This is a genomic window from Patulibacter sp. (genome assembly GCF_030655195.1).
GTDB lineage: Bacteria > Actinomycetota > Thermoleophilia > Solirubrobacterales > Solirubrobacteraceae > Patulibacter.
Map to the genome: position 1 here is coordinate 12,718 of NZ_JAURWA010000063.1, position 14,816 is coordinate 27,533.

Annotated in this window: 12 protein-coding genes; 1 reads left to right on the top strand and 11 read right to left on the bottom strand. The window is 76.3% G+C overall.

Annotated features, from left to right (window positions below):
* Window positions 1-31 precede the first annotated feature (31 nt).
* The 8 genes from Q7T67_RS06845 to Q7T67_RS06880 form a co-directional block, all read right to left on the bottom strand.
* Window positions 32-1,912 carry a phosphoenolpyruvate--protein phosphotransferase gene (locus tag Q7T67_RS06845; protein WP_304787355.1) on the bottom strand — a complete coding sequence of 627 codons (1,881 nt, stop codon included), beginning with the start codon at window positions 1,910-1,912 and terminating at the stop codon, window positions 32-34.
* A gap of 4 nt (window positions 1,913-1,916) precedes the next feature.
* Window positions 1,917-2,195, bottom strand: a complete 279-nt coding sequence (locus tag Q7T67_RS06850) for an HPr family phosphocarrier protein (RefSeq protein WP_304787358.1) — start codon at window positions 2,193-2,195, stop codon at window positions 1,917-1,919.
* 37 nt (window positions 2,196-2,232) lie between these two features.
* Window positions 2,233-3,774, bottom strand: a complete 1,542-nt coding sequence (locus tag Q7T67_RS06855; RefSeq protein ID WP_304787360.1) for a PTS fructose transporter subunit IIC — start codon at window positions 3,772-3,774, stop codon at window positions 2,233-2,235.
* Window positions 3,774-4,223, bottom strand: coding sequence for a PTS sugar transporter subunit IIA (locus Q7T67_RS06860; protein ID WP_304787362.1), 450 nt, complete (start codon window positions 4,221-4,223; stop codon window positions 3,774-3,776). The genes Q7T67_RS06855 and Q7T67_RS06860 overlap by 1 nt, the downstream gene beginning before the upstream one ends.
* A complete protein-coding gene (locus Q7T67_RS06865; RefSeq protein ID WP_304787364.1) occupies window positions 4,220-5,296 on the bottom strand; it encodes a 1-phosphofructokinase family hexose kinase in 1,077 nt (358 codons plus the stop codon). Before Q7T67_RS06865 ends, Q7T67_RS06860 begins: the two co-directional genes overlap by 4 nt.
* Window positions 5,293-6,054: a DeoR/GlpR family DNA-binding transcription regulator gene (locus tag Q7T67_RS06870; protein ID WP_304787366.1), complete on the bottom strand. Its 762-nt coding sequence runs from the start codon at window positions 6,052-6,054 to the stop codon at window positions 5,293-5,295. The genes Q7T67_RS06865 and Q7T67_RS06870 overlap by 4 nt, the downstream gene beginning before the upstream one ends.
* Window positions 6,055-6,372: 318 nt before the next feature.
* Window positions 6,373-7,425: a glycosyltransferase family 2 protein gene (locus Q7T67_RS06875; RefSeq protein ID WP_304787368.1), complete on the bottom strand. Its 1,053-nt coding sequence runs from the start codon at window positions 7,423-7,425 to the stop codon at window positions 6,373-6,375.
* Window positions 7,422-8,507 (bottom strand): glycosyltransferase family 4 protein, encoded by a 1,086-nt coding sequence (locus tag Q7T67_RS06880; protein WP_370695368.1) that lies wholly within the window; start codon window positions 8,505-8,507, stop codon window positions 7,422-7,424. The genes Q7T67_RS06875 and Q7T67_RS06880 overlap by 4 nt, the downstream gene beginning before the upstream one ends.
* Before the next feature lie 242 nt (window positions 8,508-8,749).
* Between Q7T67_RS06880 and Q7T67_RS06885 the strand changes: the two genes are divergently transcribed.
* The gene (locus Q7T67_RS06885; RefSeq protein ID WP_304787369.1) at window positions 8,750-9,586 is read left to right on the top strand and encodes a WecB/TagA/CpsF family glycosyltransferase; all 837 of its coding nucleotides are present in this window, start codon (window positions 8,750-8,752) and stop codon (window positions 9,584-9,586) included.
* A gap of 155 nt (window positions 9,587-9,741) precedes the next feature.
* Here the strand turns inward: Q7T67_RS06885 and Q7T67_RS06890 are convergent, their stop codons facing one another.
* The 3 genes from Q7T67_RS06890 to Q7T67_RS06900 all read right to left on the bottom strand — a co-directional run.
* Window positions 9,742-10,284: a Uma2 family endonuclease gene (locus Q7T67_RS06890; protein ID WP_304787371.1), complete on the bottom strand. Its 543-nt coding sequence runs from the start codon at window positions 10,282-10,284 to the stop codon at window positions 9,742-9,744.
* 498 nt (window positions 10,285-10,782) lie between these two features.
* Window positions 10,783-12,996: a hypothetical protein gene (locus tag Q7T67_RS06895; RefSeq protein ID WP_304787373.1), complete on the bottom strand. Its 2,214-nt coding sequence runs from the start codon at window positions 12,994-12,996 to the stop codon at window positions 10,783-10,785.
* A gap of 216 nt (window positions 12,997-13,212) precedes the next feature.
* On the bottom strand, window positions 13,213-14,816 hold a 1,604-nt coding region (locus Q7T67_RS06900; RefSeq protein ID WP_304787376.1), incomplete at its 5' end, for an ABC transporter substrate-binding protein.

Consider the following 14,816-nt stretch of genomic DNA (forward strand, 5'->3'; position numbering starts at 1 on the left):
GGGCCGGCTGCCGGGGGCCGCCGCGCGCCGCTCAGCCCGCCAGGACCGCCTCGGCCACCGCGGCCCGTGCGCCCGCCGCGTCGGCCGCGGCCAGCGCCGTGGCCGCCAGCGACCGGCACTCCTCCAGGGTGCGGACCGCCAGCGCCGCGCGGACGTCGGCGACGCTCGACGAGGCCATCGACAGGCTCGTGACGCCGAGTCCGACGAGGACCGGGGCCAGGAGCGGGTCGCCCGCGGCCTCACCGCAGACGCCGACCGGGGTGTCCTGCGCACCACCCGCGGCGCCGACCATCTGGATCAGCCGCAGCAGCGCAGGCTGCCACGGGTCCAGCAGGCCGGCGAGCTCGGACTGCAGGCGGTCCGCGGCGAAGGTGTACTGCGAGAGGTCGTTCGTCCCGATCGAGACGAAGTCGCACGCGGCGACCAGGGCGTCGGCGGCCAGCGCGGCGGCGGGCACCTCGACCATCGTCCCGACCGTCCGCAGGCCGTGGCCCTTGGCGGCCGCCGAGAACGCGGCGGCCTCGATCGGCGTGGCGATCATCGGGGCCATGACCCAGACGTCGGCGGCGCCGGCGGGCGTCCCGTCCTCACCCGTGTCGGCGTCGGCCGCCCCGGTCCCGCCGGTCGCGGCCTCCGCCTCGACCGCGGCGACGGCCGCCGCGATCGCGCGCAGCTGGTCGTCGAGCAGGTCCGGGTGCCGCCACGACGTGCGGTAGCCGCGGACGCCCAGGGCCGGGTTGGGCTCGTCGGGGTCGGTGAGGAACGGCAGCGGCTTGTCGGCGCCGGCGTCGAGGGTGCGGACGACGACCTTGCGACCGGCGAACGCGGCGAAGACGTCGCGGTAGGCCGCGGTCTGCTCGTCGAACGTCGGCGCGGTGGCGCGGTCGAGGTAGAGCAGCTCGGTGCGCAGCAGGCCGACGCCCTCGACGTCGCCCGCCGCGGCGGTGGCGGGATCCTCGCCCGCGCCCAGGTTGACCAGCAGCTTGACGCCGTGGCCGTCCTTCGTCCGGCCGGGGCCGGAGTGGGCGGCCGCCAGGGCGCGGCGGGCGTCGAAGGCCTCGCGGCGACGGGCCACGACGTCGTCCGCCGGGTCGGTCAGGACCGCCCCGTCGGTGCCGTCGACCAGGACGTGCGCCCCGTCGACCAGCGCGTCGGCGCCGCGGCAGCCGACGACGGCCGGGATGCCCAGGGACTTGGCGATGATCGCCGTGTGGCTCGTCGCGCCGCCCGCGGCGGTGACGATGCCCAGCACCGCGTCCTTGTCGAGCGTGGCGGTGTCGGCCGGGGTCAGGTCCTCGGCGACGAGCACGTACGGGTGCCCGGGGTCGGGCAGGCCCGGCAGCGGCACGCCGAGCAGGGTCGACACGACGCGGTCGCGGACCCCGTCGAGGTCGGCGGCGCGCTCGGCGAGGTACCCGCCCGCGGCCTCGAGCTGTGCCCGGAAGCCCTGCAGCGCGGTCGCGACGGCGTGCGGTCCCGCGTTGCCCTCGGTCACCAACGCCGCGGCGCGGTCGGCGAGGACGAAGTCGCGCGCCATCATGGCCTGCGCGTCGAGGATCTGCGCGGCCTCGTCCCGGCCGTGCTCGCGGGCCGCGGCGGCGCGGCCGTCCAGCGCGTCCCCGGCGTCGGCGAGCGCCTGACGGACGCGTGCCGCCTCGGCGGTGACGTCCTCCGGGGCGGGGAGCTGCGCGGGGACGGCGGCCGGCAGGCCGAGCCGCGCGACGGGGCCCAGGGCGACGCCGGCGCACACGCCGACGCCCTGCAGGGCCGTCGCGGCGGTCGGGGTCGTGCCCTGCCCGCCGACGGACGGGGCGGCACCGGACGCTCCCGCGACCGCGGGGGTCGCCTGCTCGCCGGACGACGCCGGTGCGGTGTCCGCGTCCGTGGAGCGCGGGGAGGTCTGGGCCGCCATGGTCCTACTCCTCCTCGGCCGCGACGATCGCCGCGAGCTCGTCGAGGACGGTCTCGGCCTGCTCGCCCTCGGCGGCGAGGGTGACCTCGTCGCCGTGGCCGGCGCCGAGGGCGATGACGGAGAGGATCGAACGGGCGTCGGCGGGCTCGGCGCCGTCCTTGGCGATGGTCACCGAGGAGGCGGCGCCGCCGGCGACGGCCTTGCCGGCCGCGGCGACGAGCAGCGAGGCCGGGCGGGCGTGGAGGCCGACGGAGGAGCCGACGGCGATGGTGCGCTGGGGCATGGTGGGGTCCTGGGCTTCGAGGTGGACGGGCGCGGGCTCAGCCGGCGACCGTGGTGAGGGACGGGGCGCCGGCGGCCGCGGTGGCGGCCTGCGCGTCGGCCTTGGCGGCGGGCTGACGGCCGACCGTCTTGGCGAAGGTGACGCAGACGGCGGAGACCGCGGTGCCGGCGAGGATCGCGACGAGCCAGAGGCCCGGGGTGCCGATCAGGGCGATGATCCAGATGCCGCCGTGCGGGGCCGGGGAGCTGGCCGAGAAGGCCATCGACAGGGCGCCGGCGGTGGCCGAGCCGGCCATCATCGACGGGATGACGCGCAGCGGGTCGGCGGCGGCGAACGGGATCGCGCCCTCGGTGATGAACGAGGCGCCCAGCAGCCAGGCGGCCTTGCCGGCCTCGCGCTCCTCGGTCGTCCAGAGCTTCTTGGCGACGACCGTGGAGAGGGCCAGGGCCAGCGGCGGGGTCATGCCGGCGGCGATGACCGCACCCATGACCTCCTGGTTGCCCGAGGCCAGCGACGCGACGCCGAAGGTGTACGCGACCTTGTTGATCGGGCCGCCCATGTCGACGGCCATCATCAGGCCGAGCAGGCCGCCCAGGAGCCAGGCGCTGGTGCCGTTGAGGCCCTCGAGCCAGTCGGTGATCGTGCCCATCAGCGAGGCGATCGGCGAGCCGACGACGGCGATCATCAGGATGCCGACGATCGTCACGGAGACGAGCGGCACGATGACCGTCGGCATGATCCCGCGGACGTTCTTGTGCACCGGGATGCGGTTGATCGCGAGGACGACGGCACCGGCGAGCAGACCGGCGATCAGGCCGCCGAGGAAGCCGGCGTTGATCGAGACGGCGAGCAGGCCGCCGACGATGCCGGGGACGAGGCCCTGGCGGTCGGCCATGCCGTAGGCGATGTAGCCCGCCAGGATCGGGACGAGCATCGAGAACGCGGTGGTGCCGATCTTGAAGAGCACGCCGGCGATGCCGACCTGGCCCCAGATGTCGGTGATGTCCGCGATCTCCTTGTAGGTCTGACCGTCGAACGTGCCGCCGTTGACCTTCGAGGCGATCTCCGGACCGCCGATGAGGAACGCGATCGCGATCAGCAGGCCGCCGGCCGCGACGAACGGGATCATGTAGCTGACGCCCGTCATCAGCCAGGTGCGCAGCAGCGCGCCGGGGCCGGGCTTGTAGCCGGGGGCCACGACCGAGGCCATGCCCGGGTTCGCCGGCAGCTTGCCGGAGGTGTCGAGCTTCGCGGCGGGGTCCACGGCCGGCTTCGCGTCGACGGCGGCCTGCGCCTCGGAGAGCATCCCCTGCGCGTCGTTGATGCCGCGCTTGACGGGACCCTCGACGATCGGCAGGTGCGCGAAGCGCTCGCGGCCCTTGACGCCGATGTCCGCCGCGAAGATCGCGACGTCGGCGTTCTGCAGCTCCTCGGCCGACAGCGGCGTCGACCCGGCGGAGCCCTGGGTCTCGACGACGATCTCGTGCCCGGCGGCCTTGGCGGCGACCTCGAGCGACTCGGCGGCCATGTACGTGTGCGCGATGCCCGTCGGGCATGCGGTGATGGCAACGATGCGCATCAGGCACCGACCCCTTCGTTGATGATGGTGGCGGCGGACGCGGCGTCGGGGGCCTCGCGCAGTCCGTCCTTGAACTCGGCGTGGATGAGCTTGCGCGCCAGGGCGCCGAGGATCTTCATGTGGTCCGCGCCGGCCCCGTCGGGGGCGGCGATGAGGAAGATCAGGGTGGCCGGGCCGTCGCCGGCGCCGAAGTCGACGCCCTCGGCGCTGCGGCCGAACGCGACGCTGGCCTGCGCGACGTGGGCGGAGCGGGCGTGCGGGATGCCGATGCCGCCCTCCAGGCCGGTGGCCATCTGCTCCTCGCGGGCACGGACGTCGGCGAGGAAGCCGGCCTGGTCCGTGACGCGGCCGGAGGCGGCGAGCTTCTCGGCGAGGATCGTGGTGGCCTGCGTGCTGTCGATCCCGGCGGGGAGCTCCAGCTCGACGAGGTCGGCGGTGGTGATGGTCATCGGCGGGGCCCTTCGGTGATCGGGGTGGACTGCTTCGCGGGGTGCGACGACGCGTGGGCGCCGGTGGTGGCGGCCACCGCGTCGGCGGTCGACGTCGGGGCGACGGCGACCTCCTCCAGCGGGCGGTCGCGGTCGAGGGCCGGGTGGATCCGGACGCCCTCGGGGTGCAGGTCGGAGGAGCGCGGCATGCGGCTGCCGGGCAGCGACGCGGCGCCCGCGCCCCAGGCCAGGGCGGCGGTCAGCGCGGCGGCGGGGTCGGACGGGGCGCCGGGGACGGCCGCCTCGGTCGCGGCGAGGTAGCCGGCGAGCATCGCGTCGCCCGCGCCGACGGAGCTGGCGGGGACGATCGGCGGCGGCTCGCCGTGGATCGACCCACCGTCGTCGACGAGCACCGCGCCGTCGGGGCCGGCGCTGGCCAGGACCGTGCGCGGCCCGCGGCGGCGCAGCTCGGCGGCGGCGTCGGCCAGGTCGCCGACGGTGCGCAGGTCGCGGCCGAGGACCTCGGCGAGCTCGTGGACGTTGGGCTTGACGAGGTCCGGCCCGGCCGCGAGGCCCAGGTCGAACGCCGCGCCGCTGGAGTCGAGGGCGACACGGGCGCCCAGGGCCTGGAGCGGCCCGATCAGCCCGGCGTAGAAGTCCGGCGACAGCCCCTTCGGGAGGCTGCCCGCCAGGACGACCCAGCTCGCGCTCGCCGCTGCGGCGAGGATCGCGACGCGCAGCGCGTCGACCTCGTCGGACGAGAGCACGGGGCCGGCGGCGTTGACCTTCGTCAGGGTGCCGTCGGGCTCGACGATGCCGATGTTCGAGCGCGTCGCGCCCGTGAGCGGCACGTGCACCGGCTCGACGCCGTGGTCGCCGCGCAGGAGGGCGAGAAGGTCGGCACCGGCGCTGCCGCCGAGCGGCAGGACCGCGCGGGTCGGCACGCCGCCGCCGGCGAGCGCGCGGGAGACGTTGAGGCCCTTGCCGCCGGCGTCGTGACGCTCGGCGGTGGCGCGGAGCACCTCGCCGCGGCGGAGCTCGTCGACGTGCAGCGCGACGTCGAGGGAGGGGTTCGGGGTGACCGTGACGATCATGCGCGCTCCACCCGCGGGCCGGCGGCGGCCAGCTCGGTGGCCGTGCCGGCGTCGAGGCCCTCGTCGGTGATCAGGACGTCGACGTCGCCCAGGTCGCCGAAGCGGGCGAACTGGTCATCGCCGACCTTCGTGTGGTCGGCGAGCAGGACGACGTGGCGGCCGGCGGTGATCATCGCCCGCTTGACCGCGGCCTCGTCCGGGTCCGGCGTGGTCAGGCCGCGGGCGATCGAGACGCCGTTGGTGCCGACGAACGAGACGTCGACCAGCAGGCCGCGCAGCTGCGAGGTCGTCCAGTCGCCGACGGCGGCCATGGTGCGGCTGCGGACGCGGCCGCCGAGCAGCAGCAGGTTGACGTTCGGCCGGGACGAGAGGGTCGAGGCGATCGCGATCGAGTCGGTGACGACCGTCAGCTCGCGGTCGCCCGGCAGCAGCTCGGCCAGGCGGGAGGTCGTCGAGCCGGCGTCGAGCAGGACCGTCGAGGCGTCGCGGAGCTCGTCGACGGCGCGGCGGGCGATGCGCTCCTTCTCGTCCTGACGGACGGCGTCGCGGGTGGCGAGGCCCGGCTCGAAGCGCAGGCGGTCGACGGGGATCGCCCCGCCGTGGACGCGGCGCAGGACGCCGTGGCGCTCGAGCGCGGTCAGGTCGCGACGGATCGTCTCGGCGGTGACCCCGAGCTCCTGGGCGAGCAGGGCGACCTCGGCCCGGCCCTGGGCCCTGGCGAGTTCGACGATGCGCTGCTGACGTTCTTCCGCGTACATGTTGCCTTTGACCCGTTTGCCTGTGTTTGAATTTGTATCGCATCGAGGTCTGTGGCGTCAAGCACACGAGCGGGCATGTGCGGGCAACCCGGGTCGAAACGGACATGGAACGGGCATTCTCGGGCGTGTCGGTTGTGCGGGGGACGACGGAACCCGTCGCACGCCCAGCGGGTCGAGCGGCGTCGCATCGGCGTCCTTGCCGGGTCGGTCGGTCCCGATCCGGTGCCCCCACCGGGTGCATCGGCCCTGGACCGGCGTCCTCACGGGGTCGGGCGTCCCCGCCTCGGGCGACAGACCCCTGGCTCGCCGGGAGCGGGCTCAGGACGACGGCTGCGGGGCGCCCGGCGTGCCGCCGGGCACGTCGTTCACCGGGGCCGGCGGGCCCGGCGGCAGCATGCCGAACGGTGGTCCGCCCCGACGGCGACCGGCGCCCACGCGGCCCCGCTTGACGGCCGCGCGACGACGGGACTGCACCCAGCTGCGGCGGCGACGCGCGGCGGGCAGCTGGCGCAGCACGTCGAGGTAGGCCCGCAGGAGGAAGCGCTCGCGCAGGACGGCCCACCCCAGGGCGAGGACCTCGTAGCCCAGGATCGACGGCCACGAGCGCAGGAACCCCGACGGGGACTCGTTCTTGATGACCATCAGGAGCCGGTTGCGGAACTGCAGCCGCCGGTGCGCCTCGTCGACCTGGGAGCGCGTCGACGGGCTGTAGAACCGCTTGTGCCAGGCGACCGCACGCGGCTCGTACCGCGACTCCCAGCCCAGCAGCTGCGCGCGCCAGGCCAGGTCGGCGTCGGTCGCCCACAGGCCCATGTCCTCGTCGAGCACCTCGAGGCCGATCGCGCACTCCGAGAGGCACTCGCGCCGGTAGAGCACGCAGGCGCCGTCGCCGCCGAAGACGGGCCCGGACCGCGTGTAGCGCTCCGCCGGCTCGCCGTGACCGACGAGGGTGTTCTTGCGTCGGCGGTCGATCGTCATCCCGGCGGCGTCGAGCTCGTCGAGGCGCTTCTCGGGCTCCATCCCGGTCGCGCGCATGAGCCGCGGGACGACGGAGCCCAGCGTCGGGCTGAAGAGGTGTGGTCGCAGCGCGTCGAGGAACCCGGGCTCCAGGACGCAGTCGGCGTTGCACCAGAGGATCCAGTCGCCGCCGCACGCCGCCAGCCCGGCGTTCATCGCGGCGGCGTAGCCCCGGCGGCGGGTCAGGCGCAGGCGGCGGGCGCCGTGCTGCGCGGTCAGCTCGGGCGTCGCGTCGGTGCAGGCGTTGTCGATGACGACGACCTCGTCGGCGCCCTGCGCGCACGCGGCGGGCAGGGACCACCGCAGGAGCGGGGCTTCGTTGACCGAGAGGATGAGGATCGTGATGCGGCTCACGAGGCCACCGAACGGTAGACGGCGACCGTCTCGGCGGCGGCGCGGTCCCACGAGAACGCCGTCGAGCGCTCGCGGCCCGCGGCGGCCAGCGCGTCCCGGCCGTCGACCGCGTCGTGCAGTCCCCGCGCGATGTCCTCGACGTCCCGCGGGTCGAAGAGGACCGCGGCGCCGCCGGCCGTCTCCCGCAGCGACGGCACGTCGCTGCAGGCCACCGGGACGCCCCGGACCATCGCCTCGAGGACGACCAGGCCGAAGCCCTCGAAGAGCGACGGGTGCACGAGCGCCGCGGCCCCGCGCAGGAGCCGGTCGAGCTCGGCGTCGGGCAGGTAGCCGGGCAGCTCGACCCCGCGCGCGCGCAGCGATGCGGCCAGCCGGCCCTCGGGGGTGCCGGGGTCCTGCGCCGCGCCTCCGGCGCCGACGATCACGAGCCGGTGCGGCAGCCCGGAGACGCGCCAGGCGTCGGCGAGCCGCTCGAGGTTCTTCTTCGCCCGCAGGTCGCCGATCGCCAGGAGGTAGGGGCGCTCGCCGTCGGCGCCCCGCGCGGCGCGGCGGCCCGCGGCGGTCGAGGGCGGCGGGACGAACGGCGCCGGCTCGGCGACCGCCGGCTCGGGGCCCAACGGCAGCGACGGGCCGTTCGGGACGACGTGGATCCGCGCCGGATCTGCCCCGTAGCGCTCCAGCACGTCGTCGGCGGTGGCCCGGGAGACGCAGATCACGGCCTCGGCGGAGGCGACGGCGCGGCGCGTGAACGTCCGGTACTTCCACCCCGTGCGGGGGGAGAAGTCGTCGGGGTGCACCTCGAACGCCAGGTCGTGGACGGTCACCACCCCCGGGCAGGGGCGCACGAGCGGCAGGAAGCAGTTCGGCGCGTGCAGGACGTCCGGGCGGTCGCCCAGCAGGCGGGCGGGCCAGCCGACCTGCTCCCAGGCGAGCTCGGGCAGGCGCCCGCCGCCGGCGTGTGGTCGGACCTCGACGTCATCCCGCCGCCGCAGCGCGGCCAGCAGGTCGGCGGCGTAGCGCCCCCAGCCGCGCAGGTCGGCGTGGAGCGCGTCCCGGGCGTCGAAGGCGGCACGCAGCGTCACCCGGCAAGGATCCCACGGTCCGCGGGCGGGTCGGCCGCCGGGTCGCCGGGGGCGTCGGCGGTGGCCGCCCCGTATGGCGCAGGACGCACGGTCGAGGTGGTGCCGCCCGCCGCGGGATGCTCGCGCGGGGCGGCCCGTGGACCGGGCGGTCGATCCGGCGTACTCCGTCCCCTCCGGCCGGCGGGAACGGCCCCGGCCTTCCCCCGTCGGGGCGGCGTCGCGTCTAGCATGGCCCTTCCTCCATGGTCTCCCCCGCCCCGTCCCCGCCCGAGCCCGCCGGCTCCGTCCGGATGTTCGACATCGACATCGAGCTGGACACGCCCCCGGCGATGCTCGACCGGATCACCTCCTGGGTCGCCGAGCACCGCGCCGCCGATCCGTCCGAGCGCCGGACGCGCCGGGTCATGTACGCCAACGCGCACGTGCTGAACCAGACGCACCTCGTGCCGGAGCTGCGCCGGATCCTGCGCACGTCGGACCTCGTCTACTGCGACGGCTACGGGGTGCGGCTGGCCGCGCGGCTCCTGGACGTCGAGACCCCGCACCGGATGACCGGGGCGGACTGGATCTGGGACCTCGCCGAGCTGTGCGAGCGCCGCCGGCTGTCGCTGTACCTCCTGGGCTCCGACCACGGGATCGCCGGGCGCGCCGGCGAGCAGCTGCAGGTGCGCCACCCGGGACTGCGGATCGCAGGCACGCACCACGGCTACTTCGACCCGAACTCCCCGCACGGCGAGCGGGTGCTCGAGGACATCGAGGCCACGCAGCCGGACATCGTGCTGATCGGCATGGGCAGCCCGAAGCAGGAGCTGTGGGCCGACGCCGTCGCCGACCGCTGCCCGTCGCCCGTCCTGTGGACCGTCGGCGCGCTCTTCGACTACGTCTCGGGCCAGGTGCCCCGCGCCCCGTCCTGGCTGGCCGACAACGGCTGGGAGTGGATCTTCCGCCTGGCCGTCGAGCCCCGCCGCATGTGGAAGCGCTACCTCCTGGGCAACCCGGCGTTCCTGGTCCGCGTGGCGGACGAGAGCCAGCGCCGCGGCCACCCGGGCCGCCCGGGCGCAGCCGACGCGACCGCCTGAGGGCAGCGGGCGGGCGCGGTCGACGCGCGACCCTGGGGCGGGGCGGGCGGGCGCGATCGACGCAGCGACCCTGGGGCAGGGCGGGCGGGCGAGGGGGCGGAAGCCGAGGTCGAGGGCGGCGGAAGCCGGCGATCGGCGAGGCCGCGTGCGGCCCGTCAGCGGTCGAGGCCGTCGACCGGCAGCACGAATCCCGGCAGCAGCGGCGACGTCACGACGGCGCCCGCACCGAAGACCACCGGTGCCTGCCCCGCGCTGCGGAGGGCACGGACCGTCGGGCCGGCCGGGTCGACGAGCCAGACCTCTCGGGCCCCGGCGTCGGCGTACCGCCCGGCCTTGACGAGGGCGTCGTACCGCGCGGTGCTCGGGGAGGCGACCTCGACCACGAGGTCACCGACCGGCCACGGTCGCTCGCGGGGAGACGGCAGCGGTCGCCCGGCGGCGAACCACTGGACGTCGGGCCCGAAGATCGTGTCCGGTCCCACGTCGGTGTCGACCGGCAGCAGGACCCGACCGCCGTCGGAGCGCGAGTCGCTCCACGCGAGCAACGCCGCGTAGATCCGGCCGGCCACGATCTGGTGGATCGCGAGCGGGTCGTTCATCGTGACCAGCTCACCGTCGAGCAGCTCGAACCGCACGCCCCGAGGGGGCTCCGGCAGGGCGAGGTACTCCTCGCGGGTCATGCGCGCGGCGACGTGCATCTCGTGGCCCATCGTAGGTCTCCCCCGGATCGCTGTCCACGGCCTCCATCCGCGGGGATCGTCCCGCCCGGCGGCGTGTCGGAACCAGTCACGGAGCGTGCCGGAACGCCGGCGCCGCGAGGCCGGGGGACGGTGGTGCGAAGCAGGTTGGTGCCGGTGGGCGGCACGTTTCTGCGTCGGTGGGCCCAGGGCGACGTGCGGGGCAGGTTCGTGCCGCTGGGCGGCACGTTTCTGCGTCGGTGGGCCCAGGGCGACGTGCGGGGCAGGTTCGTGCCGGTGGGCGGCACGTTCCTGCGTCGATAGGACCAGGGCGACGTGCGGTGCAGGCACGTGCCGGTGGGCGGCACGTTCCTGCGTCGGTGGGCCCAGGGCGACGTGCGGGGCAGGTTCGTGCCGGTGGGCGGCACGTTCCTGCGTCGGTTCGCCCTCGCCGGCCGTCGTCGGCCCCGTCCGTGCCCGCCGTCCACCGTCACCGGGCCCGCCCCGCCTCTGCCCCTCCTAGAACCCCGGGGAGCGCGAGGGGTTGCCCGTGATGTCGAGCTGAGCGCGGCGAGCGGCCTCGCCGAAGGGCTCGGGGTGCGGGAGGACGAGCTCGGTCGAGGCGGTCTGCGGGACGCGTGCCGCGTCGCGGGCCGGGAGGGCCATGCGCCACAGGCCGAACTGCGAGTCGCTGCGGACCGGAGCGCCGACCGCCCACCGCGGCGGGGGGACGGGCCGGCCGGACTTCAGGTCCAGGCGCAGGCCCAGCACGTAGTCGGCGCGCTTGCCGAGGGGGGCGACGGAGTACGTCGTGGTGCTCGAGACGGGGTCCGTCGTCGCCAGCGGGTGGTCGCGTGCGAGGAACAGGGTCGCCCAGAGCTGGGTGCCCGACGCCGGCAGGTCGATCAGGACCGAGCTCCCCTCAGGGATCTCGTCCGACCAGCGCTGGACGTCGAACAGGGGCGGGGTGACGTTCTGACCGGCGCCCAGGACCTGGTCGCGCGACGCGGAGAACGCGGGGACGCCCCAGGCGAGCAGGACGGCCGCACCCGCGGCGCCGGCGGCGAGGACGACGGGGCGGCGCGTGGGCGAGGCACCGCCGGCCGGCGAGGCCCCGGGCGCGCGCGCCGTCCCGTCCGTCGTGCCAGCGCCCGCGGCAGACGTCGACCCGGCGTTCGCGGCAGGCGTCGTCCCGGCGTCGGAGGCGGACGCCGCCGCGTCGTCGCCCGGAGCGCCGGCCCGCCGCCCCCGCAGCGCCGACACCCCGTCGACCAGCAGGCGCAGCGCGCCGCCCAGGGCGAGCGGCAGGAGGATCACGGCCGTGAACGTCACGTGCTTGTAGTCGACGTACTCGGCGGTGCCGCGACCGCGCAGGACGTAGTCGACGAGGAGCAGCAGCAGGGCCAGGCCCAGCCAGGCCAGGCCCGCGCGGCGACCGCGGCGGAAGAGGGTCGCGGCCGCGATGGCGGCGACGGCGATCGGGATGATCGGCTGGTTCACGTCCAGGCCGTAGGCGGCCCCGTGGGGCGGGAAGACGTTGATGTCGCCCTGCCAGAACGGGGTGTCGCCCAGGAACTGGCCCAGCACGCCGGCGAGCTTGCCCAGCGCACCCAGGACCGAGATGCCGAAGAAGATGAGGACGAGCGGCCAGACCTTGCGCAGACGGCGGCGCAGCGCCGGCGGGATCCGGGGACGCACCCGGGCACCGACGCCGATCGCGGCGATCACGAGCACCGCGTAGGGCAGCGTGGTCGGGTACGCGATCAGCGAGAGGACGAGGAAGACGACGGTCAGCACCCCCGCCCGCGCGTCGTCGTGGTGCAGCCAGGTCCAGGCCAGCGCGAGCGCCGCGGTCATGAGGCACATGCCCCAGAGCTGGTTGTAATAGGGGTGCAGCGCGCTGTAGAGCAGCGACGCGGAGGCGCCGACGAGCAGTGCGACCAGCCCCGCGCCCCACCCCGCCAGGCGGTGCGCGGCGGCGGCGAACAGGCCCGTCCCCAGCGCCGCGGCGGCGGTGAGGTAGGCGACGAACGGCGCGAACATCTGGATCGGCCCGGTCAGCCCGACCTCGATCGCCGCACCGAACGGATGGAAGATCGGGATCCGGCCGCTCCAGGCCGGCGGGATCTGGTCCAGCGCCGTGGCGGTGTTGCGCCCCAGGGGGTAGGACTCCTGCAGGAACGAGGCCACCCCGACCACCTGATGGGCGTCGGGGTTGGTGCCCGGGACCGTCAGGAACCCGGCGTGCAGCGCGGGCACCAGCGTCAGCAGGCCCGCGCCCGCGGCGCCGACCAGGACGGCGACGCTCGCGGGCCAGTCGGCGCGGGGCACGCGCGCCCGGCCGGGTCGGAGCGTCCAGAGCGCCAGGGCGGCGGACACGAGCAGGAAGACGATCGTCGCCGGTCGCGGCCGCAGCCCGAGCAGGCCGAGCGCGCTGAGCAGGACCATGCTGCCCGCCAGCCCGAGCGGCAGGACGAGGACCGGCCACCAGGTCCCCAGCCGCCGGGGCGTGACGAGGCGCGCCAGCGCGAACCCGGGGACGAGCAGGACCAGGCCGGCCGAGGCGACGTACCGCGCGAGCTGGACGAGGAGCTCGCGGTTGAGCTGCAGGTCCGCGCGCGAGGCGACGACGATCAGCAGCGCGAGCACGCCGACGACCAGGGCCGCGACCGCCCGCCAGGACGTCGGGGGCCGGTCCGGTCCGACCACGTCGTCCGCAGGCGCGCGGGTCACCGCGGACCCGTCGGTGGCCCCAGGGGCCGGGGAGGCCGCGGTCGAGGCCTCCGGGCCGCCGCGGGGAGCCTCCGGCCCCGGAGCGTCCGGGGCGATGGGATCGGCACGCTGCACGCGGTCCAGCGTACGCAACGGACCGGGACCGGGACCCACCGGCGCCTGCGGCGGACGGGACCGCGGAACCGGCTCGCGCGCGGACGCGGCCGGCGGCCACCCCTACGGCGCCCGCACCCCGCCCGTCTCCGGGATCGGTGTCCCGCCGGGCGGGCCCGGCGCCCCGGTGCCCGGCAGCACCGGCGTGGGCGGCGCCCCGATCTCCGGGCCGCCGGGGAGCTCCGGTCCGTAGACCGCGCCCTCCTGCGGCGACCACGAGCCGCCGACGAAGTAGCGACCCGAGACCGACCCGCCACCGCCGATGGTGCTCGGCAGCAGGTTCTGGGGCAGGAACGTCGGCTTGACGATCGTGAAGAACGGCGCGCCGCGGGTGCGGGCGTCCGAGCGCCACGGCGCCGTGACGGCGTCGGTGAACCCGCGCGGCCGGGCGAGGCGCTTCGCCACGGACGACGGGTCGCTGCCGTCCTTCAGCCCCTCGAGCAGCGTGAGTCCCGCGACGTAGCCCTGCAGTCCGGCGATCGACGGGCGCTCGCCGGGGAACAGCAGCGGCACGACGCGGGTGTACCCCTCGCCGTCCTTCGAGTTCAGCCGCACCGTCGTCGGCGAGCTGACCGTGCCCTGGAGCCCGGCGGAGCCGGCCTCGATGACGAGCCGCTCGTCGAACAGCGCACCCGGGGCCAGGACGGGCGCGGACGCCTTGCCGTCGAGGCCGTCGAGCAGCCGCCCCAGGCGACGCCGGTCGCCCGTGACGACCGTCGTCACCGAGCGGTCCGGGGCGACGGCCGCGCGGAACTCGGCCTCCGACGGGTCCTCGACGACGTCGATCGCGCTGCGGGCGGGCCGGAGCCCCTCGCGCAGCCCGGCGAGGATCGCGTCGTCGCCGGTCGCACGTCCGGCCCGCACGACGCTCACGCGTCGGGGCGCGTCGGCCCGCAGGCGGAAGCCCTGGTCGGCCACGTACGCGCCCATCGCGATCCCCTCGTCGCGCGGATCCCCGGCGAGCCGGTAGGTGTGGCGGCCCCCGACGAGCGGTGCGGCGGGGTCCGAGACGATCGTCGGCAGGTCGCCCGCCGCCTGGATCGCACCGCCGGCGCCGGCGCCGCACGGGGCGGCCACGGCGATCGCGTCGTCCTCGATCGCCTCCTGCACGATGCCTCGCGCCCGCTCGCGCGAGCCGCCGTCGTCGTAGGTGCGCAGCCGGACCTTGCGGTGCCCGTCCACGCCGCCCGCGGCGTTCAGGCGACCGATGCCGAGCGCCAGGCCCTGGGCCTGGGCACGGCAGCGCCGGGACTCGCGGCCCGACAGGTCGGCGGTCTGGACGACGAGCCGCGGCTCCGGGCCCCCCGTGGCGGTGTCGCCGACGGTCAGCGCCGCCGGGGTCGTCGCCGGGCGTCCGGCCTCCGTCGGGTACGCGAACCACGTGCCGGCGGCGGGCAGGTCGACCTCGGCCCTCCACGCGTCGCCGCTCCCCCGCCGCAGGGTGGCACGGACCTCGCCGGGGGCGCAGGCGCAGCGCAGCTTCACGGCGATCCCCCGGGCGGCGCGCTTCGGCGGCCCCTCGTCGAGCCCGGTCGGCTCGACGACGACGACGTTGCGCCCGGGGGCAGCGGGGGCGACCGTGACGCGCAGCAGGTCGCCGTCGGCGGCGACGGTCGCCAGGCCGGGGCCGCCGAGCAGGTTGCCGCGCTGGGCGGCGGTCGGCTGGC

Excerpts from the sequence above, each read along its gene's own strand:
- Q7T67_RS06850 (WP_304787358.1), bottom strand. The coding sequence starts at position 2,195 with ATGCCCCAGCGCACCATCGCCGTCGGCTCCTCCGTCGGCCTCCACGCC.
- Q7T67_RS06870 (WP_304787366.1), bottom strand. The coding sequence starts at position 6,054 with ATGTACGCGGAAGAACGTCAGCAGCGCATCGTCGAACTCGCCAGGGCC.
- Q7T67_RS06885 (WP_304787369.1), top strand. The coding sequence starts at position 8,750 with ATGGTCTCCCCCGCCCCGTCCCCGCCCGAGCCCGCCGGCTCCGTCCGG.
- Q7T67_RS06865 (WP_304787364.1), bottom strand. The coding sequence starts at position 5,296 with ATGATCGTCACGGTCACCCCGAACCCCTCCCTCGACGTCGCGCTGCAC.
- Q7T67_RS06890 (WP_304787371.1), bottom strand. The coding sequence starts at position 10,284 with ATGCACGTCGCCGCGCGCATGACCCGCGAGGAGTACCTCGCCCTGCCG.
- Q7T67_RS06860 (WP_304787362.1), bottom strand. The coding sequence starts at position 4,223 with ATGACCATCACCACCGCCGACCTCGTCGAGCTGGAGCTCCCCGCCGGG.
- Q7T67_RS06845 (WP_304787355.1), bottom strand. The coding sequence starts at position 1,912 with ATGGCGGCCCAGACCTCCCCGCGCTCCACGGACGCGGACACCGCACCG.
- Q7T67_RS06855 (WP_304787360.1), bottom strand. The coding sequence starts at position 3,774 with ATGCGCATCGTTGCCATCACCGCATGCCCGACGGGCATCGCGCACACG.